The following is a 26198-nucleotide window of genomic DNA, read 5'->3' as shown; positions in this document are numbered from 1 at the left end:
GCTTGATAGATTGTTAAAGAGCAAAAGAAGCCAGCCAAGCATTTCAACTTAAAGCATTCGATGCTTGAATCTTTGACTTCCAGACCCTGTCGCGGGTCAGTGGTTGCGCATTATAGGGAGCCTGAATTTTTGCGCAACCCCTAAAAGGCGATTTTTCTTATCAAAGTCTTCGAGTGATTACTATTACACCAAGAAGTCCAATAATCCGCCAAATTAGGCCAGTGATGCCAGATATTTAGGGACATCGGCAATGCTATCCAGTACTACGCTCGCCTCATCCATGGCTTCCTGAGTCACCTCTTTGCCACTTCTGACCAGGATCCGCACCGGGATCCCCGCCGCTTTGGCGGCGCGCATATCATCGGCCTTGTCACCGACCATTACACTGGCAGCAAGATCCAGCTTAAGAAAACTGGCAGCACTGTTGATCATTCCCGCCTTGGGTTTACGGCAATCACAATCCTGCTTGTATTCACCTATGCCCTTCTCCGGATGGTGTGGGCAGTAATAGATACCATCGAGATCCACGCCCTTATCGGCAAAGTTCCAATCCATCCATTCGGTCAGGCTGGCAAACTGCTCTTCAGTGTAGAGCCCACGGGCAATCCCTGACTGATTGGTCACCACCACCAGCTTATAGCCTTGTTGCTTCAACGCCAGGCAAGCATCGAAGACGCCTTCGATATATTCAAAATCATCTATTTGGTGCACATAGCCGTGATCGACATTGATTACACCATCTCTATCCAAAAAAACCGCTCGGTTCACTGTTTGCCTCCCAGAAAGCGAATGGCGATATTATTCCACTCATTGGGGCAAAATGCACTGTGAGAACAGACTTATGTTGTGAGCTTCAGGACATAGAATAAGAAAAACCCGGGCATTCAGGCCCGGGGTGGGAGATGGGCGCTGACCCCGGGTGCCTGATGTTCGGGAGCACGCCCGCAGGGAGACATCAGACTTCCGGGCTCAGCATGACCATTCAAACGGGTCGTAGTCTGCAAGCACTCTGGCATATTCAGGACTCAGGCCATCGGTAGAAAAGTAATACCCCTTGCCATCGCTGCCGGTGTCATAACGTATGTCGTCATATTCCGGCATCGCCAGCAATTGTTGTCGCAGCGCCTGCTGCGCTTCGGCATCTAGGTTGTAGGGGGGAAACCCCAAAACTGAAGCCTCAAGCACCGCGGTATGGCGACAACTGGCTTCGCGTATCTGCTGCGCCAGGGTCGCGGCAACCTCCCCGCGTTGCAGTGCCAACCAACGGTTGGCATAGCTGTCTACCATGTAACGGTCTGAATAGAAGAAGTGCTCATCCTCAGATATGCGCATCTTCAGATCCCTGTGTTCAGGCGCCAGGATCAAACGGATATATTCTTGCACCGCATCCACAGTATTCTCTGAGTCATCCCCCGCCACAGCCAACAGCTGCGGCAGGGAAACCAGACGTCCGTGTTGGCTGAACAACCGGATAAAGTCCACCAGTTCCAGCATGGCTTATCCCGGCAACAAGCCACGGGACTCCAGCGCATCGGCGGCGTAACCCAGGCCGAATTTTTCCAGGGTTGACCTCAGCGGTGCCCCGGTTTGCCTGTCCCAACCAAAATCGTCATAGAACATATCCAACGCCTTTTGAATATCGTCCCTGTCCATCTTGATGGTGCCTTCATCGCCAAAGGCTTTGTCGGGATCCAGGTCGTAAACCCAGTCGCAAAGCACATCGTGCTCATTGCGCATATTCATCTCATTCATTTGAATGATGGTCAGCGCTCGGTGCAGATGCAGTACCCGCTCGGCCATAAAGTCGAGCTCAGTCTCAGTCACTTCCTTGCCTGTGACCAGAGAGAACATCTGCGATTCTATGGTGCTGTCTCCGCGGTAGTTGCGATTCTTGTCCGGCGAAGCCAGCAAGGGGAACATCCAGTTACAGAGAGTCAATGAATCGTGCAGCACGTTTTTTACCAAAGACCACTTGGCAAACTTAACCTTGGCCGGGTTGATTGGAGTGTACCACTTCACCTTATCGAAGGCCCCTTCGCCCCAGAATTCGGCGGCTATGGTTTCTATCATGTCCTGAGGCAAGCCGCAGTTAACAATATTGATATGGGAGTGACACTGGGCATCGCGGTTGAACACCATGTTGATCAGGGTGCCCACCTGCCCTGCGGTCTCGCTGGCATGGTGCACGGCGGCGTTGGTCTTCTTATTGAAAATTTTCACCGAGGATTCTTTGTGGATATCCCAATAACCGAGATCCGGGTTACGCCCATCCAGTTTCCAGCGATCAATCAGATCCGACATGCCATCGGCCATATGGGCAATTTCCCCTTCGCGATAGGCGATACGGCGGTAAAAATCGATAAGGAACGCCGGATCTTTCTTGTCCCACAGATCCCAAGGGATGCTGTCAAACTCCTCTTTGGGCAACAGATATTGGAACATATCGTGTTTTTTGAGGTACTTGAACAGGTGCGAAATCAGGCCGTAGTTACACCAGATGCCGTAATCGTCGATCAGGTTGCCGCCCAGAGCACCTGTCATCGCGTGCTCTTCCGAACCTTTCTTGGTATCCATCAGATACTGAGGCGCCAGGAATCCCATACAGACGTTGGAGATATGCTCGCTCTTACGGCCATATTTCTGTTTCAGCTCAGGCACCTTGAGCTCACAGAAGCAGCGAATGGGGCAGGCATGACAACCACCGGTGCGCTTCATCCACTTGTTGGCGTACTCTTCACCGAAGTACATCTCGGCCATTGAGGTACGGAATCCTACCTTGTTACGTTCATTCCAGGGTACCTCGCCCAGCTCAATCTGTTGATCCGATTGCCCCCATTTAAGTCCGGGACGCGCCTTCCAGCGACTACCACTATTGGAATATTCGGCCCAGGACTGGGGAGTAGATGGCACAACCCCTTGGTTATTGGCGCCTATTATCCCCAGAATATGGTCATCGAGCCGACGCATGTTGGCATTATCGGCGGCAATGGCCACGGCCCCTGTACCTATGATGCCTATCCCTTTGAAGTTCTTTGACCCGAGCACGGCGCCATGACCTCCGGCTGAGTGTCCACCTTGAGTCATAATCACTGACAGGGGCACCTGATTCTCCCCTGCCTGACCTATGGCAGCCACCTGGGCATTGGGGCCCATCATTTCAGCTATCATGGCGTGGGTATCAAAAATCCCCTTGCCCCAGAGCGCGGCAGCCGATTCCAGCGTGACTTTGCCGTCTTCAACCCTGAGCCATACCGGTGCGGCGGCGCGGCCTTCAATGGCGATGGCATCAAATCCGGCATATTTCATTGCCGGTGAAAAGTGACCACCGAAATGACCATCGGAGATCAGATGATCTTTAATCACCGGGCTGCGGGAAGTTATAGTGGTACGACCCGTACAGATCACCCCAGAACCGGTTAGCGGACCGGCTGAGAATACAATAATATTTTCAGGATCTGTGGCCTTGATATTATCTTTATGGCCATCCCAAAGGATCTTGTAGCCTATCCCCATACCACCTATATAGTCATGATATTTATTTGTTGATTCTGTCGTAATATTGCCGGTTGTTAAATTAACCCTTAATACTTTACCAGCCCATCCGCCAAGTTTATCTGTCATTTTCAATTACCTCATTAACCGATCAGGCCAGTATATTTTTCATATTGTTCGAGCGCGGCTTCCGCCTGTTCCCAGGTATAAAATTTAATCGCACCTGTCGGACAAACCTGAGCACAGGCCGGCTCGCCCTGACACAGGTCGCATTTCACGGCTTTCATTTTGCTGCGTACGACTTTAATCACTTGTTGTGGACATTTATCGGCGCAATAACCACAGCCAACGCAGCGCTTTTCATCTATCACTTTAGCGCCGGTTTCCGGATGAGTTGAAATGGCCTGCTGCGGACATACCTGTGTACAAACTTCACAATGACGACAGGTGGCAGGCACCACAGTGCGATCGCCGCATTCCCCCCGCTGCTCTGTGTAATTAAACTGCACACCATGAGGCCCATAGTTCATGTTGTGTTCGACTTTGACCCTTGCCAGGGTTGGGCTGCAATCGCCTTCATGGTTCCAGCCACAGGCGATTTCACAGCGACGGCAACTGACGCAGATAACCGGATTAACCACCATCAAACCACCGGGTAACACCTCAACCTTTTCATCGCTGTCATTGTCACTGCCACAACCGGTAAGAAAGCTGATGAGCGTTCCACCATAGACAGTGCCTACGGCTGCCCCCATACTCCCTTTCAGCATTCCTCGTCTGGTAATCATATTGCGTTCCTTAATTAGTTTAAGAAATATTATTTAAATATGCATACACCAAATACCCGACAATTCATGCTAATTAAATCCAGACATTTTTTCCCAATCTGAGTCACATTTACTCACAGGATAACCGACCAAACTCATTAACTAAAACTCAAATCAAATATTAATTTTTCACTCTTTCAAAAATCAGAAAAAACAACTTAGACCAAACCTACGCTTATCAGTTATAGCTGGAACAAATTGACGATGGTCACAGATAAATTATTCAAATTAAATAGATTAAGGCCTGCATACATTCCTAATTAGACATCCCGACAGAATCTAAAACATAAAGGAATGGGAAATGATGAAATTCAAGCCTAAAAACGCCTGGTGGAAACTATCCCCACTGGTGGTTTGCTTATTGGCTGCATGTTCCGATGGCGATGACGGCCAGGTGGGTCCTCCGGGAGAAGTGGGGATCAATATTGCCAAAGCCAAATCACTGCAGGCCAATATCGAAGCCGTAACCATAGATGAGCAAACCCGGGTTTCGGTCGACTTTTTCTTAAGCGACGCCAACGGCGTTGCCGTGACCGGACTGGAACAACTGGAGCAGGTATCAGCCTTGGCCATGGGCATAGCCAAGCTGGGCAGTGCTCAACCCATGTACGGTGATACAAGGCCAGCGGAAGGGCGCTATGAGATAAGCCGCGCTCCCCAATGGATAAGCTATATCAATAAACTGGTTGAGCCGGGTACAGGTGCCACAGCCCAGGCCGCAGCGCAGTGGCAAGCCGGGATTGAGAGTGACTGTAAACTCGACTGCCTGCAGAGCCTGGGCCAGGGGCGTTACCGCTATCAATTCAGCAAGACGCTCAATCAATACCCAAGCTTTGAAGGGCTCGATACCCATTACGAGAGTGACAAGACTCACAGGGTCTATCTGGAACTCAAGCCCGCTGCAGACAGCTCACTGAGCAGCATGCTGATCAACAGTGTCTATGACTTTATTCCGGCAACCGGCCAAGCCGCCGCTACCGAAGACAGCCGGGTATTGATAGATCAGCAGCAGGCCTGCTATCGCTGCCACGGCAGTGACAGGGATAACAGTGAGGCGCGTTTGTTGATGCACGGCAGCAAGCGTTTTGCCTTTGAAGGCTGCGTCATGTGTCACACCAGTTACTCGGGCGACCCAGAAACCGGCTCGGCGCTTGATATGGCGACCCTGACTCACAAAATTCACCAAGGCGAGTACAAGGTCGTTGGCTATCAGGGCCATGAATATGACTACAGCCAATTGCACTATCCCGGTGATATCAAGGATTGTAACAGCTGTCATATTCCCGATGCGGCGCCGCAGGCCAACCAATACTTTATTCCCGGCAATAACAGCTGCCTGAGCTGCCACAGTAAGGATGCCCCCGAGGGCTGGAATGGCAGCGCCAGTGCTTTATTCCACGATAGAGAACTCTTCCCCAGAGGCTGGCAACAAAGCTGCTCAGGCTGCCATCCGGATGCCAGCAACCCAGAGGGCGCGGGTAAAATCCACCGGAGCCTTGGCAGGACAAGCAAACTCATCAAACAGGAGTATGCCTTTGCGCTTTCCTCCGCCGCTATTGATGGCGACAAGCTGAGTATCAGCCTGGATTTTCGCAGCCAAGGCCGCCTGCCTGCAGACGATCCGGCCATAGAGTCATTGTGGTTAACGGTCAGTGGCGATCCCGAACCTGCCAATCGCCCGCTCAACAACGGTCAGCGCAAAATTTGGAATTTGGCCAACCCTGGGGCCGATGTCAGCCTGGCCATGCAGGGACACAGCCTCAGCGCTGCCATAGGCCCGCTTCAGGCAGCGGACTTTGGTGAGCCGGACAAGACTCGGGTGCAAGCCAAACTGCTTGTCTGCGCCGATCCCGCGACAGGCTTTGCTGTGGCTTGTGATACAAGCGCTACCCGCATCGAGGTGATTGCCGATAACCCCTTGTCACTCACAGGCTCTGCGGCGAGTAATAAAGCCCTTGCCGATGAGGCTGCCTGTCGGCGCTGTCATGACAGCGACATGCAGCAGCGGGTTGTCAGCGCTCATACTCTGGCGAGCCGCTTCCAGCCGGGCAATGACAACTGCGGCAGTTGTCATGCGCCTCAAGGAGCTACGGCCCTGACCGACAAGAGCTGCAACGACTGCCACAACAATGGCACTAACATGTACCTGAATGCCGGACTGAAACACACTCCTGGCATGGATCAAATAAAAGCGATCCGTACCCTGAACAACAGTCTGAACTACAGGGAAATGGTGCATTCGCTGCACAGTGGTACCCGCACTGTGGCCGGAATGGGCGCCGACAGAGAGGCGGCCACCTATCCGAAACCGGCCAGTGATTGCCGCGCCTGTCATATCAAGGGCCAGCTTACGCTGGATGGCCTGAGTCAGAGCGCCTCCGTGTTGGTTGCCACTCCCGGCGCAACCGAGAAAGGCCAAATCGCCGAGTATTCTCCCACGGTTGCAGCCTGTGGTGGCTGTCATATCCAAGTGGAAAAATGGGCCAGCCATGCCGAAGCCTTCGGCGGTGTTTTCCGCAAAGATGCCAGCGGCGGCCCTGTCTATCAGAGTGGCAGCGAGAGCTGCGCCGTTTGTCACGCCGAGGGACGTAATACCGGCGTCGACATGATGCACGGCCTCAAAGACTGACCCACTCGCTCCCATCGGCAAAAACGGCGCCTCGGCGCCGTTTTTCTATTTTGCATTTGAATGTGAACAGGCTCCCGGGCTCAAAACCTGTCAATCCGGTAAGGATGCAGTGATAACGCCGGCTCGTCACCATCAAACTCGCTGGCCAGCAACTCTGCCGTTATCGCCGCCCAGGTCAGCCCAAGATGTTGATGACCAAAGGCAAACCAAACGCCCTTCTGCTTCAAGCTCGCTCCCAGTATCGGCAAACTATCCGGCAAAGAGGGTCTGAACCCCATCCAGCGCTCACCTTGTTCGGCACTGGCAGAGGAAAATACCTTTGGCAGCAGCGCCTGGGCATGGGGCAGCAAACAATCGGCCCTGGAGGGATCCATGGGCGCCTTGAGCCCGCCGAACTCCACAGTGCCGGCCAAACGGGTACCGCCGCGCATTGGGGTAATGATAAACTTACGCTCGAACGACGCCACAGGGCGAGACAAACCGCTGACTTGCGGCATCATCAGGTGATAACCGCGTTCGGTATCCAGCGGCACCTCATGGCCCAATTGCTGCACCAGGGGTTTGGACCAGGCGCCGCAGCAGAGCAATAGTCTGTCGCAGTGCCAGGATTGCCCCTGACTGTCACCGAGGCGGACACCTTGCTTGTCCGGCTGCAATTTATCGATCTCGGCGCGCAGTACCTGCCCACCGAGTGCCTTGAAGTGCAACTCCAAACGCTTGCAGAGTTCAAAAGGTGATGGCGTATGCGCCACCTCAGTGAAAAACAGTGCAGCCTTGATATTGCCGGACAGCGAAGGCTCAAGCCGCCTGACTTCATCACCACTCAATAGCTTCACCGCCACACCGGCCTTGGTATAGGCCTCATACTCCTGCCGGGCAGCTTTTGCATCCTGCTCGAACAACAGCAGGCTGCCGTTTTCACACATCAACTCGCTGGCCTCGGCTTGTGCCAGCAACCGACGCATGGCGCCTATGGCTTCACGGTTCAAAGCCGCGATCGCCGCACCATTTTTACGTCGTTTGGCGGGCAACATATTGGCCATAAAGCGGCAAAACCAAGGCAAGGCTTTGAAAAAATACCCGGGACGGATCCGAAACGGGCCTTGCGGGTCCAGCAACATTCCAGGGAGCCGAGGCACAAGAGAGAAAGACGCCAGCGGAAACATCTGCTCGGTGGCAAAATGTCCGGCATTACCGAAAGAGGCCCCTCGCCCCGGCTCATCTTTATCCAACAGGCTCACCTTGAATCCCTGCTTTTGCGCGGCTATGGCGCAGCAAAGCCCGACTATGCCGCCCCCTAAAACCGTCAGTTCTCCCTTTGAGGACACTGTGCCATCTTGTTTGCTGTTCATCTGTTTTCTCCCTGCGCCGGGCAGCCAAAAGCCTTAAATAACGAAACGCTTTTCCCAAGCACCACGATCACTGATTGTGTTTGGTTAAATATTTTTGTATACAATATACCTTATCTCTGACAATATCCACAGCTGTTAGCCCGCAAGGGATAAAGAACGACAACTAAATCAACAAGAGGTCTGTACCATGAAACCAAACTGGCAAGGGGTGTATCCTGCAATTTCAACCCAATTCAATGCCGATGGCTCAATCAACTTTGACTCCAATCGCCGTATGCTGGAAGCCCTGATCCACGACGGTATTGACGGCATCATAGCGCTGGGCACTGTGGGCGAGAACGCCTCTTTGAGCGCGGCCGAGAAGCGCGCCTTTATCAAACATACAGTCGAAACCGTCGCCGGGCGAATTCCGGTGATCTCCGGCTGCACCGAGCACAGTGCCGAGCAAGCTGCCGAATACGCCAAAGATGTGGCCGCTCTTGGTGTCGATGGCCTAATGTTATTGCCCGCCGTGGTTTATCGCGGCACAGACAGAGAAGTGCTGGCGCATTACCGCCACGTCGCCCGCGCAACCACCCTGCCCATCATGATCTACAACAACCCGGTGAGCTATGGAGTGGACATCAATTTGGAAATGACCGCCGAACTCTCCAAAGAGCCCAACATAGTCGCCATTAAGGAATCGACTACAGACACCCGCCGTCTGACCGAACTGCAGAGCCGCTTCGGCGACCGTTTCATCGTCTTTTGCGGTGTCGATGATATTGCCCTCGAGTCACTGCTTCTGGGAGCCGATGGCTGGATATCCGGCCTGACAAATGTCTTCCCGAGAGAGTCTGTTACCTTATACCGCCTAGCCCGCGCCGGCCGACTGCAGGAAGCCAGAGAGCTGTATCGCTGGTTTATGCCGCTGCTGAGACTGGACACCATCCCGACTCTGGTACAGTGCATCAAGCTGGCTGAAGAACTGGTGGGACGCGGCAGTGAACATGTACGCATGCCAAGATTGCCTCTGGAAGGCGAAGATCGCGCCTATGTACAGCAACTGCTTGAGCAGGCACTGGCAACGCGCATAGACCTCGACAAGTACAATCTGGACTGAGCCAAGAGCGGCACCAAGGAGAACTTATGCTCAAAGGGACTTTTTTCTGTATCGATGCCCACACTTGTGGCAACCCGGTACGCCTGGTAACCAGTGGCCATCCTGAACTTAAGGGCCAGACCATGAGCGAAAAACGCCAGCATTTTCTCTCGCAGTTTGACTGGATCCGTCAGGCGTTGATGTTCGAACCCAGAGGCCATGACATGATGTCCGGGGCTTTTCTCTACCCGCCCTGCTCGGCCGATGCCGACGGCTCTATTCTGTTTATCGAAACCAGTGGCTGCCTGCCCATGTGCGGCCATGGCACCATAGGCACAGTCACCGCCGCACTGGAAGCCGGCTTGTTGACACCGCGCCGGGAAGGTGAACTGCTGCTCGATGTGCCCGCAGGCCAAATACGCATCGAGTATCAACGCAGTGGCGCCAAAGTCGACTGGGTAAAGCTCTACAACGTTGCCGCTTATCTCGCCCACGCGGATAAAGTCATCGACGTACCCGGCCTTGGCTGCCTCAAGGTAGATGTGGCCTACGGCGGCAACTTTTACGTAATAGTGGATCCGCAAGAAAACTTTCCCGGACTCAGGCAATGGAGCGCCGCCGATATTCTGCGCTGGAGCCCACTGGTACGGGAAGCGGCCAGGGAGCAGCTCGAATGTGTTCACCCGGATGACGCCACAGTTCAGGGCATCAGTCATGTACTGTGGACAGGCGATTGCCTGAGCCCGGAATCCAATGGCGCCAATGCGGTGTTTTACGGTGACAAGGCGATAGACAGATCGCCCTGCGGCACAGGTACCAGTGCCAGGATGGCGCAGCTGCACGCCAAAGGCCTGCTCAACGCGGGAGACAGTTACACCCATGAATCCATCATTGGCAGCCAGTTTATCGGCCGTATCGAAGGCACCACCCGCGTCGGCCAGTTCGAGGCTATTTTGCCCAGTATTCAAGGCTGGGCCAGAGTCACCGGGCACAACAGTATCCTGGTTGATGATGAGGACCCTTACGCCTATGGATTCCAGGTGCTGTGAGCTGTCATCACAGTCAACACTGGATAGCCCAGACTCAAGTGCCCACACATTAAAGGAGACCCCATGACAACAGAGATCCCCAATCGCCGTGAGGCGCTCGTCAAAGAGTTAGCGTCACAACTGACCGGCCAACATCTAATCGCCGGACAATGGCAGAGTGAGACAGATGTCGAACGGTTTCAAAGCCTGGACCCGGTCGCCAATCAAACGCTGGCGCTCAGTTTCGCTGAAGCCGGCGAGCGCCAGATAGATGCGGCAGTCACAGCGGCCGGTGCCGCCTTTGTTCAGTACCGGCAAACACGGCCGCAAGCCAGGGCCGCCTTCCTGGAGGCCATCGCCACCGAGCTTGAAAACGACAGCGTGCTTATCACGGCGGCGGCAATGCTGGAATCCGGCCTGCCACAAGCGCGGATAAACGGCGAACTTGGCCGCACCGCCAATCAGCTCAGGCTGTTCGCATCAGAGCTCAGAGAGACGCCAAGTCCTCTGTTGATAGACAAAGCCAACCCCGAGCGCACGCCGCTGCCCAAACCCGAACTCAGATTGACCCAGCTGCCTCTCGGGCCGGTTGCCGTATTCGGTGCCTCCAACTTCCCGCTGGCATTTTCCACCGCCGGCGGTGACAGTGCCTCGGCACTGGCAGCCGGTTGCCCCGTGATTGTCAAGGGCCATCCTGCACACCCGGCCACCAGTGAACTGGTGGCCCGCGCCATTGCCCGCGCTATCTCTCGCTGCGATATGCCAAGCGCCGTATTTTCCCTATTGCAGGGACACAGGCCAGAGCTATCGACGGGCTTGGTATCTCACAGCGGTATTCAGGCAGTAGGCTTTACCGGCTCATTCAAGGTAGGGAGGCTCCTGGCCGATTGCTGCGCCGCCAGAGCCAAACCCATTCCCTTCTATGGCGAACTGGGCTCAATCAACCCGCAGCTGCTGCTGCCGGGTAAATTGCAAGCCGAGGCAGAAACCCTCGCCGGCCATCAACATCAGTCGATGTTGATGGCTCAGGGGCAATTCTGTACCAGCCCAGGGCTTATTCTGGTATTGGCCGACAGCGAATCCAGCCAAAAAGCCCTTGCACGTTACCGTAGCGTCCTGAGTCAGGCTATCACTGAAACCGAGGCAGCTCCCATGTTAACCCCGGGAATTGCCGAGTCATTTCAAACCCGGAGCAAGCAGCTGCTCGCCAATCCGGCCCTTGAATTGCTGGCTCAGGGTAAAGCCGCCGCGGCGCTGCATCATACCCGGCCACTATTGTTGGAAACCGGTGCCGAGAGCTTGCTTGCCAGCCCCGATCTAATGGAAGAAGTGTTCGGCCCCTTCGCCCTGTTGGTGACGGCCAAAAGTGAAGCCGAACTGCAGGCTGTGATCCAGGCGCTCGATGGCCAGTTAACCGCCAGTGTCCATGCCACCAGCAGCGACTTACAAGGTTATCCGGACGTTTTGGAGGCACTGCAATACAAGGTGGGCAGACTGATTTTTAATCAGATGCCAACGGGCGTCGAGGTTTGCCATGCCATGAACCATGGTGGCCCCTTCCCTGCCAGCACAGATCTGCGCAGTACTTCGGTGGGCACTCAGGCAATGGCGCGTTTTCTCAGGCCTTTGAGTCTGCAAAACCTGCCTTCTGAGCTGACAAACAGCTTCAACCAGGGGCAAGTTTCGGATAAACACCCAGGCGCACGCTACTTCTAAAGCACATCTTGCGCGGCATTGCAGAGGGAAACCCAAGTGGTTTCCCTTTATTTATCTGAGCATTCGCTGTAGTCTTATTCGGATCAAAGCCGAATAACGTATACAAAGACGGGATCTATGAGCCGAACTACGCCCATCGTTCATAAAACGCGCACCCAGGTTGTGGTCGAAGTGCTGCGGGAGAAAATTCTTTCAGGTGAAATCGCAGCCGGCGAACCGCTGCGTCAGAGCGCTCTGGCAGAAGAGATGAATGTCAGCCGGATTCCGGTCAGGGAAGCCCTTTTGCAACTGGAAGCCGAAGGCTTGGTCAAGTTTGAAGCCCATAAGGGCGCCACGGCTACCGAATTGTCGGTGGAGCAAGTCAGCGAGTTATTTGAACTCAGAGCACTGATTGAAACTGATCTCCTTGCCAAAGCCATTCCAAACCTGCAGGATGAAGATCTGCGTCAGGCCGAAGCCGTACTGGACAAACTGGAATCCGCCTTTAAACAGGATAATGCCGTGGGCAGCTGGAGCGAACTCAACACAGAGTTCCACACAAGTTTGTACCGCGCCGCCAACCGTCCCCACACCATGGAAGTCGTACATGGTCTGAACACCAACTGTGATCGCTATATTCGCTTACAGTTGTTGCTGACAGGTGGGATCCCCAGAGCCGAGCAGGATCACAGGGATCTGCTGCAATTATGTCGGCAAAAGAAAATAGATGAGGCCGTGGTCCTGCTGAGGGCCCACATACTGCACGCTGCCAACGCCATTCGTGAATTGGTAGCCCAACAGGTGAGCTGAAAAATCACGACCCTTTCCAAGCAATAGCGCTTTAGTTGTCCAAAAGACAGATCTGGCTTCTGTCTTTTTATTTTGAGAGTAAATTCAATGCAGTACGCCACTATTACCGGCTGGGGAAAGTGCGTTCCCCCCGCCGTACTGACCAACCATGATCTGGCCACCTTTATCGACACTTCCGATGAATGGATTAAACCCAGAACAGGGATCAGCCAGCGCCATATCAGCCACGTCAACACCTCGGAATTGGCCACTGTAGCCGCTCAGCATGCGCTGGCCGCCGCCGGCATCGAAGGCAGCGAACTGGACATGATTATCCTGGCGACCGCCAGCCCGGACACACTGATCCCCAACATAGCCTCAACAGTACAGGCCAATGTCGGTGCCAACTGCGCCGCCTTTGACATCAACGCCGCCTGCAGTGGTTTTCTCTACGGGGTTGGCTTGGCAACCGCTCAAATCAAGAGTGGTCAATGCAAGAAAGTCCTGGTGGTCGGCGCCGAACGTCTGAGTTTCTACCTCGACTGGTCAAGAAGAGAAACCGCAGTACTGTTCGGTGACGGTGCAGGTGCCGTGGTACTGGAGGCGACAGACAGCCCATGTGGCGTACTGGGCTATGAACTCAACAATGATCCAGGTGGCCGCGACATTCTCAAAGCCAGCTTTGGTACAGGCATGGACAGATTTGTTGCCGAGTCACTGGACTTCTACATCCAATTCGATGGCCAGGAGATCTTCAAACGCGCCATCAACGGCATGGGCAAACTCAGCGCCCAGGTGTTGGAGAAGTGTGGTCTGGACAAAGAGGAAGTCGATTGGGTTATCCCCCATCAGGCCAACGAGAGGATCATCGACACTCTGGTACACAGAATGAAGATCCCCAAAGAGAAGGCCTTCGTCAACATAGCCAACTATGGCAACACTTCGGCAGCCACCATTCCTATTGCCATCTGTGATGCGTTGGAAAAAGGCATGATCAAGCCAGGACAACATATTCTTTCCTGTGCCTTTGGTGCCGGCCTCACCAGCGCCGCCTTGCTGCTGAAATGGGGTGATAGAGTCACGCCGCTGAAGCAGAGCGATGCCAGCCTGCCACCATGTGAGCAGACAGGTATTGAGCTGGTAAAACGCGCGGTAGACTATTTCTGCCATCGCGATAAGGCGTGAGATAAAGCCTGAGCCGAATGACCTGTTTAAAAAAACGGTGCCGTGGGCACCGTTTTTATTGTCATTGTCTACAGGCTTTAGCCTCTGCCGTTTTCAATCTTGGGCATCAGGCCGAAACCGGCCATACGGGCACCATCTTGCTGCCGTGCTCGGCGACAATCGCCATTATCCCCAGCTGCAACTCCTCGGCGACTTCCTGATAAACCGGTAAACTGGTGGTGCCGACATAGGCCAGTACATTCAACTCGAGCCCGGCGTTGCCAAAACCCTTGAAAGTGACCCGCATCGGTGATTCGTCCACCTTCTCATGCTGCTTTAGCAAGGCTTTGATATCATTGATTATCGCCTGCAGCTGTTTGGCATCTGTGCTGTAATCGAGACGTATCTCTGTCTTGAAACGGATTTTCTCCCGCTCTGAAATATTCTCTATCTCCATTTCGGCCAACTTGGCGTTTGGCATATGAATGACAGAACGATCCAGAGTTCTGATGCGGGTACAACGTAGCCCTATCTCCTCCACTGTGCCGCGAACGCCACCGAAATTACCGATATTGCCAACCTTGATAGGCGCGGCTGAATAGAGGGTGATGGTGCCAATCAGGTTTTCTATCGACTGTTTCGAGGCCAAAGCGATTGCCAGCCCGCCAATGCCCATCCCGGCCAGTATAGTGCCGGCATTAAAACCCAGATGCTCAAGCCATAATAAGGTCGCCAAGCTCAGCAGGGCCACCCGCAGAAAATTTCCAAGAGGTCGCAACAAGGAGGCCGCCTGTTTGTTGCCCTTGGCTATCCAGCGCTCCCTAAGGCTGCTCTGTGCCAGCCCCACCAGCGCCCATATCAACCAAACTGTGGCCAGAATAAAGAAAAAGCCTGTGTTGACTATCTCCTGCATCGCAGCGCTCAAGGTACTGTTGGCAAGCATGGCTCTATCGAGTGCCACAGCGGCAAAGAATCGCAGAGGGCCACGAATAAAGGCGCCCAATTCAGCCTTGAGCGGGTGTAATGAACGTGAAAGCGGCCATTGCAGCAACCAGGTCACAGGTACCACGAATAAGAACGCCAGCGCCAGATAGGCCAGCATCATCGCCCATTCCCACAGATTCAGGGTAAACAGGCGTCCTTCAGGAATGTGCTCAATAAACCACTCCACCACAGGGCCATAGCCCAAGGCCTGGTAAAGTTTTGGAAGCTTGGCAACCGTGGCATTGGAAACCTTCCACAGACTGCCGTATTCAGAGCTAGGCACCCGCTGCAACAGGAGCTGATAGGCCTTTTTTTCGGCTTCCAAACGGGCAAATCCCTCCCGATAGGCGGGCAGCTTGTCGTCGGTTTTGCCCTCCGGGGTATCATCCAGCTCTTGCGGGTTGAGCCAGAGATTACGCTCGATAATCGCCAGCAACTGTCTGGCATAGAGCGGCCCCTGCTCCGCTGTCATGCCGGTGGGAAGAAAACGCAGATCCAGATACTCGGCCGCGGTTTGGTAATCCCCGTCTCTGGCGTATTGCATAAAGCCCTGCAGGGCGCCTCTGGGGGTATCCCTGAACAAGGGGTCGCGATACTCATAAGCCGCTGCAGCACTTTGCTCGCTTGGCGTTTCCGGTGCAGGTTCGGCCGCCGGACATAACCCAGGCCAGAGCAACAGAATAAATAATCCTATGCCAATCAACACTCTATTCATTAACGCGCTCCTTGCCACTATAAGATAAAGTACCAATCCATCCGCTGTAAGCACTTCAAGCTGTGTTCAAGCCAGAGTACACCAGGGAGCTATTGGCACCTTTAGCAAAAAAGAGTAGCAGAAACATGTAGTTCCGGATATATCGGCTCAGTATTTATACTGCTTGACTTATAGCCAACTGTCGATATAATTGCCGACGATATTAAGGTACCCTCAGCTCGTCCCATCTCGCTCCAGGCCGCTTAAGTAAATTCGTTCAGTTAACAATTCCTGAGTTTAATTGAAATGTCACACAGCTGTGGTGAACTCTGTGCTGCGGCGATGGTCTGATGTTCTACTGACACCCGGAGTGTATTTTTGCACTTCAGTCTGTCGGGGGCTTGATAAAGGCTGACAAACTGAGTACATTCAATAGTCAACCAACGCATCTTTCGCAATAAATGCTAAGGATTTTCTATAGTTAAGATTGTATATGCCAATATCGGCGCTAACAGAAAATAAGGAGTGTGGCCTATGTCATACAAAGTAAACGGACATGAAATCACAGTAAATTTCCCTGTAGATTCAATTTCCATCAACAAAAACTCAATCGCCTTTACCGACAGCAAAGGCAAGAAGAAGCAAACCTTCTCAAAGCGTACAGAAACCCTCAAGTTTATGAAGTGGTTGCTGAGCGCCAATAAGTAAGACTGTCGAAATACCCACTCGATACCCCTATCCTCTCACTGTATCGAACGCTCAGGCAGATTGGACTGTTATCCAGCAGCAATCGGGTAGAACATCACATTTGGTCAAGGCCTTTTCCCGTGATCCCGGGAAGCAGCCTGACCAAATGGCGATAAACAGTAAATCAAGCGCCAGATCATTCTCCAACCCTTCCACTTGAATTAAGCTGATGCTTAACAAACTTATCTGTCGGTGTTGCCTTGAATCAATCCATCACAGCCACTAAAAGCAGAGCGACTAAACCCGGCTCCATTAAACCGAATACCACGGAAGCGATGCGCTCATTGCTTAGCGAGATCCGGCGCTGTATTCCACTGGACTTGCCGGAAGCCAGCCTATGCGGCGGGAAATGCCTGGGTTGCTCCAAGAAAATGCTGGAGATGTTGGACACTGAGGTATGCTTTTGGGAGTCCCGTCTCGATGACGAGGTGCCTGGGCTTGCCGATCTCAAATCCTTGCAGCGCTTGGCTGAGCGCACTCATAAGATCCTCAAGCGCAACCAGCTGGTCTGAATCAGCCGTATTTACGCCTGTATCTGGGAAGCATGGACTCATTGCCAAGGAGCCCCCCCTGATGCAGATACAACACCTGGCTGTGGCCCTCACGTCGCAAGAAGTCGAGCAACACTTGCCAGCCGAGCGGATCGTACAAGAGCTCAAAGCGGATACCGCTTTGCTCCAGCTCTTGCCAAAGTTGGTAAAACTCGGGGTAACACTTGCCAAAATGATACTTGCGTTCGGGTGTAACAATAGTTGGATGCAATGCCTCATCGGGCGATAACTCAAGCAACTGGGTCTTGAGGTAACTGTCTCCGCCGACCACGGCGCAAGTCAGCACTTCAATATCAGCCTGTTGCTCACAAAAATACTTCTGTAGAAACAGTGCTGTTGTACCTGTCCCCGATGGCAAAAACAGCTTGAGGTTATGGGCAGCCTGTTGCTGCTGCCACTGTAAAATCTCGGCGCCCAACTGAGCCACGCCGTATTCGGCATAACTACAGCGGCCCCCTTCAGGAACAAACAGGCTGTGCTCACACTCAGGCACAATATGCTGCCTGACAAAGTCCTCCAGGGTCATGCCGGTCATCAACTCGGCCTTGGGCGTATTCTTTACAGCAATCACCCGTGCGCCCAATTCCAACGCGGCGCGATAGTTACCCAGGGGTTGCCGCTGCAACCATTCCGGCAGGTGATCCACATAAAAGTCCAGCTGCCAACCTTTGAGTTTGGCCAGCGCCGCCATAGAGTAGAGTGAGTTGGCCTGGGCCGAGCCATAACCTATCAGGCGCTTGATACCGGGAAAGTCGTGGTCGAGGAAATAACGGAACTTGCGCGCCTTATTACCACTGAAACTGGGATGAAGCAGATCATCGCGCTTGATAAACAGCTGATGACCTCGAAACTCAAAGGCTTGAACTGGGGTTTTATCCAGTTTGAAATCGGCTAAAGACATGGCACTGGCGATATATTTCAAGGCTAAGGTGTGCAAGGGATGGCTATTGTATGTGTTTGCCGCCAAGGAGGACAGGATTCAGGCCACAAATCCTCACAGGCACCCGTTGGCTTTATGCCGACTAAGTGATGGCTTGGAGGCTAATCCTTTGCGGCTCCACTCTGTGATGATTATCGCTACTTATTGGTATAAATCACCAATCGCCGCCATCTGCCTAGGCTCAGAAATGGCAATATCCAATATTATTCAACATGTTATAATTATGGCACGCTTCTAGCTATTAATCGAAATATCCCAAGCTTTACAGCAAAACTGTGTGGCTGATCCGCCATTTAAAGGAGCACTCAATGGCTATTTTGCGTCTTATTTTTAATATTGCCTGGTTTATTCTTGGCGGCTTTGTCATGGGGCTGGCCTGGTGGTTTGTCGGCTTGCTCTGTTTTATCAGTATCATAGGTATCCCATTCGGCCGCGCCTGCTTTGTCATAGGTGAACTGGCATTCTGGCCCTTCGGTCAGGAACATATCAGCCGCGACAGGCTCTCTGGCCGCGAAGACTTGGGCACCGGCGCCCTGGGTATGATCGGCAACATTATCTGGTTCCTGCTGTTCGGGATTTGGCTGGCGATAGGCCACCTAACCCACGCCCTGGCCTGCTTTGTCACCATCATAGGCATACCTTTTGGCATTCAGCACCTAAAACTGGCCTTGCTTTCTTTAACGCCCATAGGCAAGACAGTGGTTGCCTCTCATTAATCACAAAGCCCAGGTCGGATATCTGACTCGTTTTCGACCTGGGCTCCGGCTTTACCCAAACAAGTCTAGGGCATTTGTCGACTCAAACGCTGCACCAACTCCAGCAATAACTCAGGCCTATCCAGCGCCACATCATGCCCGCAGCGGCAAAAAGGAATCGGCTTTTGCCGATATTTGGCCGCCAGGCGAACGCTGCACTTGGGCGAAACCAGGTGATCATCACAGCCATAAACAATGGTTGCCGGCACCCACAGCTTAGCCGGGGAGCGAAAGCGGGCCGAGGCAACAATTTGTCGCAGGCCATTGGCGAGTGTGGTTTTGGCCTCAAGCGCCAGTTGGCTCCAGAAACGGCACAGAGACTTGTCTTTGGCATGAGCAAGGCTGGTAAGCGCTAGAATCGTCGCCTCGCGCCATTGAATGCCCTCGCCTTTGACTCTGGAGCACAAGGCTCGTAGCAGGGCTTGCAGCCGAAATCTCTGATACCAAGGCGAAAGATCGGCGGCGCTGCTGTTGAGCAATAACAGCCCCTCAAGCTGAAATCCCTTTTGGCGGCCGGCTTCAGTGTCATTTTTCCCGGCAAGTGTCATGGCCACCATGGCGCCCATGGAGATAGCCAATATTCGGCATTTACCCACCTTGCGCCGTAACATTTCATCTGCAACAAAGTCGGCATAATCCTGAATATCCCAGGGACTGGTATCCGCCACCCTATCGCCATTTCCCGGCAGATCGATGAGCTCCACCCGAAACCCCGCCGCCAGCAGATTATCGGCAAAGGCCTGCCAATGACGTTTATCGCGCATCAAGCCGCGGATCATCACCCAGGTTTGCTGCTCAGTCATGACTTGGTTTCTCCGCCGCTTGTGGATACCAAAAGTTTCGTGCCTGATAATCCAGGTGATGCCGATGAAGTTCAGGCAGTTGCTCCAGTACCTGAGCATACCCCACATCGAGCAAGAACTGCATCAGGGTAAAGTGGCGCCGTAAAATACGCTGCAGCCTGTGCTGCTTTTGAGGGTTGAAATAACCGGAGAAACGCAGCAATTGCCTGGGGTTCTTTTTGACCCAGGCCCAGGAGCCCATTTCCAGCGTTAAGGGCAGGAAAGGCACTTGGGGGTTACAACTGACCAAATAATCCCAAATATCACCGTGGGTGCGATAGAAGCGGCTTTGGGGCGCAATATGATAGTGACAATGATGGGGGTAGCTCATTTCGAACAACTGCTTTAGATGATACACCTCCCCCAGGCGGGCAAAAGGCGTATCCTTACAGGCAAAGGGAAACCAGATATGGTCCACCAGGCCAAAACCTGAGTGAGCATCGAGCACAATCAAGCTGCTGCCGCGGGCTATAAGTTCATTACTGTAGTCAATAATCGCCCGGGTCTCGGCTTCCAATTGATTGCTGCGGCCCCGATACCAGGGAAGATGGCGGGAAAGCCGTTGACCGCCGACCATAAAAGTCACTGAGCCGCGGGCATCTATGGGAGCATTGCGCATCAAATCGACCCCATTGCCATTGGCACGGGTTCCCCTGATAAGGCCGATGGGATTCAACACAGGTACAAACGCCAGCCGTATCTGAGTTAACATCAGCTGCAGATGTTTATCCCAACTGCAGCGGGTCAACAAGCTGCCAAGAAGCGCCAGTATCACCTGGCTGCCGATACGCTCTACCCCGTGAACACCGCCGACGAACAGCACTGTGGGCACCCTGGCATTTGGGTTCCCCAGCTCCAGCGCCCGCACATCGAGCGACTTACCGGCAAAGCCGACTTGGGCCAAAGACCTGGCGTTCAAATGTTGCTGGTATTTATGCTCCAGTTCGGCAAGCAGTTCAAGCTCATAGGCACTTTCTGTCACAGACCCGTCCATCTGGGGTAAAGTGCTCAATTTAGCCGCTTTGGATGACAACTCAATGATACTTTAAGTGTTGCTCCAATATGCTCTTGGCATCAATTCGGGCCAATCCCTGGTCGAAAATATCCCGCCAACGTTGCCCCTCTTCGGAATTTCGAAAAGCCACCAGCAAGCCCTTGCTGGCCAGCAATTGCCGATTCAGTTTAAGCTTGCCTTCCAACTCCTCCATCCCCTTTTGCCGCAGCAGGTAACGATAAACATTGGCGTCGATCACCACGGCATCAATTCTGGCGGCCGCCAATTTGCGAAGGTTTTGTTCATCGGAATTGGCCAGCTCGAAGGGTTGCCGGCCTGAGTCCATGGCCCGGTCCAAGCTCTCGGTATTAACATAGCCCTTTACCACTCCGAGATTGTAACGCTGCAAGTCCTGCAACTGTTGCCAGCTCACAGGCCGCTGGGATTGCTCCACCAGTGCCAATTGACTGAAGCCAAAGGGCTTTGAAAAGATAAACTTATCGCTTTGGTGATAATACTCGGGAAAGTAACCAAGATAGGGTGAACCAGGCATGTCTGCCAATTTAACCGCCCGGCTCCAGGGGTAGAAATTGACTTTGAGGTCATGGCCCATGGCAGCGAGTGCTGCCTTGACCACGGCAACACAAGCCCCCTGTTGTTCCAGCATCTGACCAGTGTAGGGTGGCCAATTAAGCGAGCTCAGTTGCAGAGTGTCGGCGCGAGCCACAGGGCTGCCACTATAAAGTAACAACAGGAGAACGAACAGCGCGGGCCGGCCGAAAAAGGTGATTGAGGTTCTTGCCATAGTATCACTCCGTTTGCCAAGGCCAGTCCCATAAGCATTCAGGAAGTTAACAGAGTATAGCTTGTCGATGTCAGTCAGCCACAGGCTCTAATAAGCGCTGCCAGGAAGATAAAAGTATCGCCCTCAGCACACTTTTACCCAAAGCGTGATGCAGGATGAAAATGTGAGAAAAGTCGATTCAGACAAGATAGCTAAAGCAAGAGGTAAAAACCGCGGCAATCATCACAAAAAATCCATCTAAATCAACGATGGAGCCAATCGATATTAACAGCTGTCAAAGCCCCTCTCCCATCACTATGATAGACAAATAACCACACACAAAGTAAGCCTATTAGAGGTGATAGCAATGAGATATCAAGCACTGGTCATGGCTGTAACGGCAGCCCTCGGGATGACTGCGGCTCAGGCGGCTGAGCCTATCGAAATTATCAAGCCGGTGAAAATCACCGAGCCGGAAAAGGTCGAACTCGGAAAAATGCTTTACTTCGAACCCAGATTATCAAAATCCGGGTTTATCTCCTGTAACTCATGTCACAACCTTTCCATGGGAGGGGTCGACGCCCTGCCAACCTCAATCGGTCATGCCTGGCAAGAAGGTCCTATCAACTCGCCTACCGTATTGAACGCTGATTATATGTTGGCACAGTTCTGGGATGGCCGCGCCAAAGATCTCAAGGAACAGGCCGCAGGTCCTATAGCCAATCCTAAAGAGATGGGCTTTACTCATGAGCTGGCGTCCGAAACCGTTGCTTCCATGCCGGCTTACCGTGCCCGCTTCAAGCAGGTTTACGGCTCTGAAGAGGTCAATATCGACAGGATCACAGATGCAATTGCCGCCTTTGAAAAGACGCTGGTGACCCCCAACAGCGCCTTTGACAAATATTTGGAAGGCGACAAAAAGGCCATCAGCGCCGAAGCCAAAGCGGGTTATCAGCTGTTCAAGGACAAAGGCTGTGTCGCTTGCCACAATGGCCCGGCGGTCGGTGGCACCATGTATATGAAGATGGGACTCATCAAGCCTTTCCACACGGATAACCCTGCCGAAGGCCGTAAGGGAGTAACAGGCAAGGAAGCTGACAAGATGGTGTTCAAGGTGCCGACTCTGCGTAACATTGAACTCACCTACCCCTACTTCCATGACGGCAGCGTCTGGAACCTGGAAGAGGCGGTCAACACCATGTCGGATATCCAGCTGGGTCAGAAGTTGACCGAAAAAGAAACTCAGGAGATGGTAGCCTTCCTCAAGTCGCTGACCGGGGAACAGCCCAAGGTTGAACTGCCGATTCTGCCGCCATCCAATAAAGATACCCCAAGGCCGGTTCCTTTCGGCAAGTAATTCATAACCATAGAGAAGCGCCGCATTGCGGCGCTTCTCTTTTACTGTTGCGGTTTAAATGACTCAGCCATTGATATCCCGGTGCAGCTCTTCATACATCAGCTCACGCATGCGGAACTTTTGAATTTTACCGGTAACTGTCATCGGATACTGCTCAACAAACTTGATGTAACGCGGCACTTTGAAATAAGCCACCTTTTCGGTCAGGAAGTGACGGATTTCATCTTCAGTGACAGTACTGCCGGGGCGCATCTTGATCCAGGCACACACCTCTTCACCGTATTTTTCACTCTGTACCCCGAATACCGCGGCATCCTGAATATCCTGATGAGTGTAGAGTTTCTCTTCAATCTCCCGCGGATAGATGTTCTCACCGCCCCGGATAATCATGTCTTTGATGCGGCCGACTATCTGCACATAACCTTCGCAGTCCATCACCCCGAGATCGCCAGAGTGCAGCCAACCATCTTTGTCTATGGTGGCTTGGGTTTTGGCCGGATCATTCCAGTACCCCAGCATCACACAGTAACCTCGGCTGCACACCTCACCCGGCTGACCTACAGGCACTATTTCACCGAACTCATCGATAATCTTCACCTCGGTATGGGGCAGAGCCCGGCCCACGGTAGTAACCTGCTTCTCCAGCGAGGACTCGACCTCTGTCATGTTATTGATCGGGCTGCATTCGGTTTGGCCATAACCGATTACGACTTCCGTCATATGCATCAACTTATGCACCCGTTTCATCACTTCCTCGGGACAGGTGGCTCCGGCCATCACTCCGGTTCGCAAGCTGCTGAGGTCATAATCCCGGAAGTTGGCCAACTCCAATTCGGCGATAAACATGGTCGGCACCCCGTGAAGTCCGGTGCAGCGCTCCTGCTCAACCACCTTGAGGGTAATAGCAGGATCAAAGGCATCGGATGGGAACACGGCCGTGGCACCTTTAGCCAGACAGACCAGGTTCCCCAGCACCATGCCGAAGCAGTGGTACAGAGGCACGGGAATACAAAGCTTGTCGTCCGGGCCAAAGCCCATGGCGTCGGCCACCAGCATGCCGTTGTTGAGAATATTGTGGTGGGTCAGCGTGGCGCCTTTGGGGTTCCCCGTGGTGCCTGAGGTGAATTGAATATTGATGGCATCATGAGGCGATAGACGCTCACCTATGCCTTTGAGATCGGCATATTCCGCCTCAGAGCCCATGGCACATACCTCGGGGAAATTCAGCATGCCCGGCGTCTTGTCACTGCCGGTGCGGATAACGCAGCGCAGCTCAGGCAGACGGCGGGACATCAGTTTGCCGGGCTCGGCATCACTGAGTTCCGGCGCCAGCTCATTCAGCATCGCCAGGTAATCGCTGGACTTGAACTTGTCGTGGGTGATAAGTGCCTTACAGCCCACATTGGTGAGTGCATATTCCAGCTCTTCCGGGCGATAAGCCGGATTGATGCACACCATGATGGCGCCAATTCTGGCGGTGGCAAATTGAGTCAGACACCACTCGATATTATTGGGCGACCAGATCCCGACCCGATCCCCGGGGCCGATACCCAGTGCCAGCAGGCCTGTGGCCAGTTTATCTATCTCTTCAAGATAGTGCGCATAACTCCAGCACAGTTGCTGATGATGCATCACCACGGCAGTGTTGTCCGGATAGCGGTTGCAGATATCCTGCAGATACTGGCCTATGGTCTTGTCTATCAAGGGAGTATTACTGTGCCCCAGATAACGGCTCTGGGACAGAGGTAAATCATTGAGTTGCTTGCTTGTCTTGTTGGCAGACATCTAAGCCTCCGTGCGTTGTTTTATCGTTATAGGAAGAGTCTGTCACCCTGAGCCGGCGGCCCTCCCTTCACAGTGTGAAGCCATATTGGCGGCATCTGAAAAGTATCAAAAACAGCGGCAATGATTGGCTTTCACTGCGGCCTGGGCGCAGGGTTCATAACGACTCTAACGAATGGCGCATTGGAATAACAAGCAAGGAAACCGGCTTTTAGACTAAAGAATAATGGCTCAAAAACCATCAGGGCCCTCAAAGGAGCCCTGAATAAAAAGTCTGCCGATGACGGGATCATGGCAGCAAAATGGACAATATAAGATCAGCCCCCGGATATTCTCAGGCCGCCTTTTGCAGTTGCTGCATTCTTTCCAGTAAGGCCAACATGACCCCCTGGCGGCGCATGTTCTGCAGGACACCCGGGCTGAAACGCTCAAGTCGCACCATGGCACTGAGCAGCAAGCGGCATTCATACAAGGAAGCATCGGCGATATATTCAGGCCTGTCGACCATATGGCTGTTTTGGTACCAATCATCCCAACTGAACTCGTTGAGCAGCATGCCTTGGCGCTTCATTTCAGCAACAAATTTATGGACTGTCGCGGGATTGTAATCCTGTTCCCCGCGGGCAAAATCATGGCGATAGGTTTGATAATCAGCAGTTGAAGCTGTCAGGCTAAGTGTGGCCATAGGCGACTCCTAATCTTTTACATCGATTATCACAATAATGCATAATCTACCAATCTAATGAGGTCAGTCTGCCCTTGCCTTGCTGAATAAGTGCTTAACAGGCTGGTAAGCTTTTCTGGTAAAAACACTCAAGGAGTGCCAGCATGAAGTACTGGTTGATGAAATCCGAACCCGATGAATTCAGTATCGGCGATCTACAGCGGGTCAAGGTGGAACCCTGGTGCGGGATCCGCAATTATCAGGCTCGAAACTTTATTCGCGATGAACTGCAAATCGGCGACGCCATTTTGTTCTATCATTCCAGTTGCAAAACGCCGGGCGTGGTGGGCACTGCCAGAGTCGTCGGAGAGGCCAAAGCCGATACCACGGCCTGGGATCCAGAGTCACCCTACTTTGATCCCAAGTTGAGCCCAGAGTCACCGCGTTGGTTTCAGTTGGATATCGGCTTTGAACGTCAGTTTGCCAGAACAGTTAGCCTGAAAGAGATCAAGGCAGACTCGCAGCTCGAACATATGTATCTGGTACAAAAAGGGGCCAGGCTGAGCGTGCAACCGGTCACAGAGCAGGAATGGCAACGTATTCTTCTACTCGCAGGAGAGAAACTATGACAAACAAACTATCCAAAGCCTTGGTAGCAATCAGCCTGGGTGCCCTGCTGGCCAGTCCGGCCGTTTTGGCCAAGCAGGATAAAGACCACAAAAATTTGCCCCCTGGACTGCAAAAGAAAGCCGCCCGGGGTGAACCTTTGCCTCCGGGTTGGCAGAAGCGCTATCACAGGGGCGATATTCTTGATAATGATATCTATGCCCGCGGCCGAGTGGTTGTGCCGCTGGGCAATGATGGCCTGATAACGGTCGACATTGAAGGCACACTGTTCAAGCTGCACGACAAGACCCGCAGGATCATTGAGATCCTGGAACATTGATACCGTTATCAAAAGCCCTAAGTTCAAAAGCAAAAAGCCATGGTAGAAACCATGGCTTTTTTGTTTGTCGGCAAAATAGGTTAAGCGCTTGACTGCCTTTC

The 26198-nt window shown here is 53.1% G+C and carries 24 protein-coding genes; 12 read left to right on the top strand and 12 right to left on the bottom strand.

Features of this window, described 5'->3' with window-relative positions; translation table 11 throughout:
- Positions 1-213 precede the first annotated feature (213 nt).
- The 4 genes from gmhB to HCX89_RS06655 form a co-directional block, all read right to left on the bottom strand.
- Positions 214-768 (bottom strand): D-glycero-beta-D-manno-heptose 1,7-bisphosphate 7-phosphatase, encoded by a 555-nt coding sequence (gmhB, locus tag HCX89_RS06670; protein ID WP_096142695.1) that lies wholly within the window; start codon positions 766-768, stop codon positions 214-216.
- A gap of 201 nt (positions 769-969) precedes the next feature.
- Positions 970-1494 (bottom strand): hypothetical protein, encoded by a 525-nt coding sequence (locus HCX89_RS06665; RefSeq protein WP_025887193.1) that lies wholly within the window; start codon positions 1492-1494, stop codon positions 970-972.
- A 3-nt stretch (positions 1495-1497) separates the two neighbouring features.
- Positions 1498-3621 carry an aldehyde ferredoxin oxidoreductase gene (locus HCX89_RS06660; protein WP_167715411.1) on the bottom strand — a complete coding sequence of 708 codons (2124 nt, stop codon included), beginning with the start codon at positions 3619-3621 and terminating at the stop codon, positions 1498-1500.
- 14 nt (positions 3622-3635) lie between these two features.
- On the bottom strand, positions 3636-4280 hold the full coding sequence (locus HCX89_RS06655; protein WP_025011103.1) for a 4Fe-4S dicluster domain-containing protein: 645 nt from the start codon (positions 4278-4280) through the stop codon (positions 3636-3638).
- 340 nt (positions 4281-4620) lie between these two features.
- Between HCX89_RS06655 and HCX89_RS06650 the strand changes: the two genes are divergently transcribed.
- Positions 4621-6948 carry an OmcA/MtrC family decaheme c-type cytochrome gene (locus tag HCX89_RS06650; protein WP_167715409.1) on the top strand — a complete coding sequence of 776 codons (2328 nt, stop codon included), beginning with the start codon at positions 4621-4623 and terminating at the stop codon, positions 6946-6948.
- Between the two features lie 80 nt (positions 6949-7028).
- Here the strand turns inward: HCX89_RS06650 and HCX89_RS06645 are convergent, their stop codons facing one another.
- A complete protein-coding gene (locus HCX89_RS06645; protein ID WP_167715407.1) occupies positions 7029-8300 on the bottom strand; it encodes an FAD-binding oxidoreductase in 1272 nt (423 codons plus the stop codon).
- Between the two features lie 187 nt (positions 8301-8487).
- On the opposite strand from HCX89_RS06645, the gene HCX89_RS06640 reads away from it, so the two are divergent.
- The 5 genes from HCX89_RS06640 (at position 8488) to HCX89_RS06620 (ending at position 14078) form a co-directional block, all read left to right on the top strand.
- Positions 8488-9402, top strand: coding sequence for a dihydrodipicolinate synthase family protein (locus tag HCX89_RS06640; protein ID WP_167715405.1), 915 nt, complete (start codon positions 8488-8490; stop codon positions 9400-9402).
- A 26-nt stretch (positions 9403-9428) separates the two neighbouring features.
- On the top strand, positions 9429-10430 hold the full coding sequence (locus HCX89_RS06635; RefSeq protein WP_107110591.1) for a 4-hydroxyproline epimerase: 1002 nt from the start codon (positions 9429-9431) through the stop codon (positions 10428-10430).
- Between the two features lie 63 nt (positions 10431-10493).
- On the top strand, positions 10494-12125 hold the full coding sequence (locus tag HCX89_RS06630) for an aldehyde dehydrogenase (NADP(+)) (RefSeq protein WP_167715403.1): 1632 nt from the start codon (positions 10494-10496) through the stop codon (positions 12123-12125).
- A 117-nt stretch (positions 12126-12242) separates the two neighbouring features.
- Entirely contained in the window at positions 12243-12914 is a 672-nt protein-coding gene (locus HCX89_RS06625; RefSeq protein WP_025011106.1) for a GntR family transcriptional regulator, read from the top strand.
- Positions 12915-13001: 87 nt separating this feature from the next.
- Positions 13002-14078 (top strand): ketoacyl-ACP synthase III, encoded by a 1077-nt coding sequence (locus HCX89_RS06620; RefSeq protein ID WP_028780812.1) that lies wholly within the window; start codon positions 13002-13004, stop codon positions 14076-14078.
- 106 nt (positions 14079-14184) lie between these two features.
- On the opposite strand, the gene HCX89_RS06615 is transcribed toward HCX89_RS06620, so the two are convergent.
- On the bottom strand, positions 14185-15756 hold the full coding sequence (locus HCX89_RS06615; RefSeq protein ID WP_167715401.1) for a mechanosensitive ion channel family protein: 1572 nt from the start codon (positions 15754-15756) through the stop codon (positions 14185-14187).
- Positions 15757-16269: 513 nt separating this feature from the next.
- Here HCX89_RS06615 and HCX89_RS06610 point away from each other — a divergent pair.
- Positions 16270-16443, top strand: coding sequence for a hypothetical protein (locus HCX89_RS06610; RefSeq protein WP_093983382.1), 174 nt, complete (start codon positions 16270-16272; stop codon positions 16441-16443).
- 314 nt (positions 16444-16757) lie between these two features.
- Complete coding sequence (locus HCX89_RS06605; RefSeq protein WP_037437240.1) at positions 16758-16994, top strand: hypothetical protein; 237 nt, start codon at positions 16758-16760, stop codon at positions 16992-16994.
- A gap of 1 nt (position 16995) precedes the next feature.
- On the opposite strand, the gene HCX89_RS06600 is transcribed toward HCX89_RS06605, so the two are convergent.
- A complete protein-coding gene (locus tag HCX89_RS06600) occupies positions 16996-17934 on the bottom strand; it encodes a pyridoxal-phosphate dependent enzyme (protein ID WP_109248734.1) in 939 nt (312 codons plus the stop codon).
- A gap of 347 nt (positions 17935-18281) precedes the next feature.
- Between HCX89_RS06600 and HCX89_RS06595 the strand changes: the two genes are divergently transcribed.
- Positions 18282-18689: a YccF domain-containing protein gene (locus tag HCX89_RS06595; RefSeq protein ID WP_109248725.1), complete on the top strand. Its 408-nt coding sequence runs from the start codon at positions 18282-18284 to the stop codon at positions 18687-18689.
- A 65-nt stretch (positions 18690-18754) separates the two neighbouring features.
- Here the strand turns inward: HCX89_RS06595 and HCX89_RS06590 are convergent, their stop codons facing one another.
- From HCX89_RS06590 to HCX89_RS06580, 3 genes are read right to left on the bottom strand one after another with little or no spacing between them, the layout of a single operon-like run.
- Positions 18755-19531, bottom strand: coding sequence for an alpha/beta fold hydrolase (locus HCX89_RS06590; protein WP_159353077.1), 777 nt, complete (start codon positions 19529-19531; stop codon positions 18755-18757).
- Entirely contained in the window at positions 19524-20552 is a 1029-nt protein-coding gene (locus tag HCX89_RS06585; protein WP_236574396.1) for a DUF2817 domain-containing protein, read from the bottom strand. Before HCX89_RS06585 ends, HCX89_RS06590 begins: the two co-directional genes overlap by 8 nt.
- A gap of 52 nt (positions 20553-20604) precedes the next feature.
- Positions 20605-21369, bottom strand: a complete 765-nt coding sequence (locus tag HCX89_RS06580; protein WP_025011118.1) for an ABC transporter substrate-binding protein — start codon at positions 21367-21369, stop codon at positions 20605-20607.
- Positions 21370-21715: 346 nt separating this feature from the next.
- On the opposite strand from HCX89_RS06580, the gene HCX89_RS06575 reads away from it, so the two are divergent.
- Positions 21716-22705, top strand: a complete 990-nt coding sequence (locus tag HCX89_RS06575) for a cytochrome-c peroxidase (RefSeq protein WP_025887187.1) — start codon at positions 21716-21718, stop codon at positions 22703-22705.
- A gap of 63 nt (positions 22706-22768) precedes the next feature.
- Here HCX89_RS06575 and HCX89_RS06570 read toward each other — a convergent pair whose 3' ends face one another.
- Together HCX89_RS06570 and HCX89_RS06565 are read right to left on the bottom strand one after the other, a co-directional pair.
- The gene (locus HCX89_RS06570) at positions 22769-24490 is read right to left on the bottom strand and encodes an AMP-binding protein (RefSeq protein ID WP_109248728.1); all 1722 of its coding nucleotides are present in this window, start codon (positions 24488-24490) and stop codon (positions 22769-22771) included.
- A gap of 331 nt (positions 24491-24821) precedes the next feature.
- Positions 24822-25172 carry a DUF6508 domain-containing protein gene (locus HCX89_RS06565; protein ID WP_025011120.1) on the bottom strand — a complete coding sequence of 117 codons (351 nt, stop codon included), beginning with the start codon at positions 25170-25172 and terminating at the stop codon, positions 24822-24824.
- A 143-nt stretch (positions 25173-25315) separates the two neighbouring features.
- Between HCX89_RS06565 and HCX89_RS06560 the strand changes: the two genes are divergently transcribed.
- Positions 25316-25780, top strand: a complete 465-nt coding sequence (locus tag HCX89_RS06560) for an EVE domain-containing protein (RefSeq protein WP_109248729.1) — start codon at positions 25316-25318, stop codon at positions 25778-25780.
- Complete coding sequence (locus HCX89_RS06555; protein ID WP_109248730.1) at positions 25777-26097, top strand: hypothetical protein; 321 nt, start codon at positions 25777-25779, stop codon at positions 26095-26097. Before HCX89_RS06560 ends, HCX89_RS06555 begins: the two co-directional genes overlap by 4 nt.
- The last annotated feature ends 101 nt before the right edge of the window (positions 26098-26198 follow it).

It is taken from the genome of Shewanella sp. Iso12, assembly GCF_012030025.1.
In the GTDB taxonomy this organism is placed as follows: domain Bacteria; phylum Pseudomonadota; class Gammaproteobacteria; order Enterobacterales; family Shewanellaceae; genus Shewanella; species Shewanella algae.
The sequence above is the reverse complement of the archived record's forward strand: the minus strand, read 5'-3'. Positions and strand labels throughout refer to the sequence as shown.

Coding starts and splice junctions, on each gene's coding strand:
- HCX89_RS06665 (WP_025887193.1), bottom strand. CDS start 1,494: ATGCTGGAACTGGTGGACTTTATCCGGTTGTTCAGCCAACACGGACGT.
- HCX89_RS06660 (WP_167715411.1), bottom strand. CDS start 3,621: ATGACAGATAAACTTGGCGGATGGGCTGGTAAAGTATTAAGGGTTAAT.
- HCX89_RS06655 (WP_025011103.1), bottom strand. CDS start 4,280: ATGATTACCAGACGAGGAATGCTGAAAGGGAGTATGGGGGCAGCCGTA.
- HCX89_RS06650 (WP_167715409.1), top strand. CDS start 4,621: ATGATGAAATTCAAGCCTAAAAACGCCTGGTGGAAACTATCCCCACTG.
- HCX89_RS06645 (WP_167715407.1), bottom strand. CDS start 8,300: ATGAACAGCAAACAAGATGGCACAGTGTCCTCAAAGGGAGAACTGACG.
- HCX89_RS06640 (WP_167715405.1), top strand. CDS start 8,488: ATGAAACCAAACTGGCAAGGGGTGTATCCTGCAATTTCAACCCAATTC.
- HCX89_RS06635 (WP_107110591.1), top strand. CDS start 9,429: ATGCTCAAAGGGACTTTTTTCTGTATCGATGCCCACACTTGTGGCAAC.
- HCX89_RS06630 (WP_167715403.1), top strand. CDS start 10,494: ATGACAACAGAGATCCCCAATCGCCGTGAGGCGCTCGTCAAAGAGTTA.
- HCX89_RS06625 (WP_025011106.1), top strand. CDS start 12,243: ATGAGCCGAACTACGCCCATCGTTCATAAAACGCGCACCCAGGTTGTG.
- HCX89_RS06620 (WP_028780812.1), top strand. CDS start 13,002: ATGCAGTACGCCACTATTACCGGCTGGGGAAAGTGCGTTCCCCCCGCC.
- HCX89_RS06615 (WP_167715401.1), bottom strand. CDS start 15,756: ATGAATAGAGTGTTGATTGGCATAGGATTATTTATTCTGTTGCTCTGG.
- HCX89_RS06610 (WP_093983382.1), top strand. CDS start 16,270: ATGTCATACAAAGTAAACGGACATGAAATCACAGTAAATTTCCCTGTA.
- HCX89_RS06605 (WP_037437240.1), top strand. CDS start 16,758: ATGCGCTCATTGCTTAGCGAGATCCGGCGCTGTATTCCACTGGACTTG.
- HCX89_RS06600 (WP_109248734.1), bottom strand. CDS start 17,934: ATGTCTTTAGCCGATTTCAAACTGGATAAAACCCCAGTTCAAGCCTTT.
- HCX89_RS06595 (WP_109248725.1), top strand. CDS start 18,282: ATGGCTATTTTGCGTCTTATTTTTAATATTGCCTGGTTTATTCTTGGC.
- HCX89_RS06590 (WP_159353077.1), bottom strand. CDS start 19,531: ATGACTGAGCAGCAAACCTGGGTGATGATCCGCGGCTTGATGCGCGAT.
- HCX89_RS06580 (WP_025011118.1), bottom strand. CDS start 21,369: ATGGCAAGAACCTCAATCACCTTTTTCGGCCGGCCCGCGCTGTTCGTT.
- HCX89_RS06575 (WP_025887187.1), top strand. CDS start 21,716: ATGAGATATCAAGCACTGGTCATGGCTGTAACGGCAGCCCTCGGGATG.
- HCX89_RS06570 (WP_109248728.1), bottom strand. CDS start 24,490: ATGTCTGCCAACAAGACAAGCAAGCAACTCAATGATTTACCTCTGTCC.
- HCX89_RS06565 (WP_025011120.1), bottom strand. CDS start 25,172: ATGGCCACACTTAGCCTGACAGCTTCAACTGCTGATTATCAAACCTAT.
- HCX89_RS06560 (WP_109248729.1), top strand. CDS start 25,316: ATGAAGTACTGGTTGATGAAATCCGAACCCGATGAATTCAGTATCGGC.
- HCX89_RS06555 (WP_109248730.1), top strand. CDS start 25,777: ATGACAAACAAACTATCCAAAGCCTTGGTAGCAATCAGCCTGGGTGCC.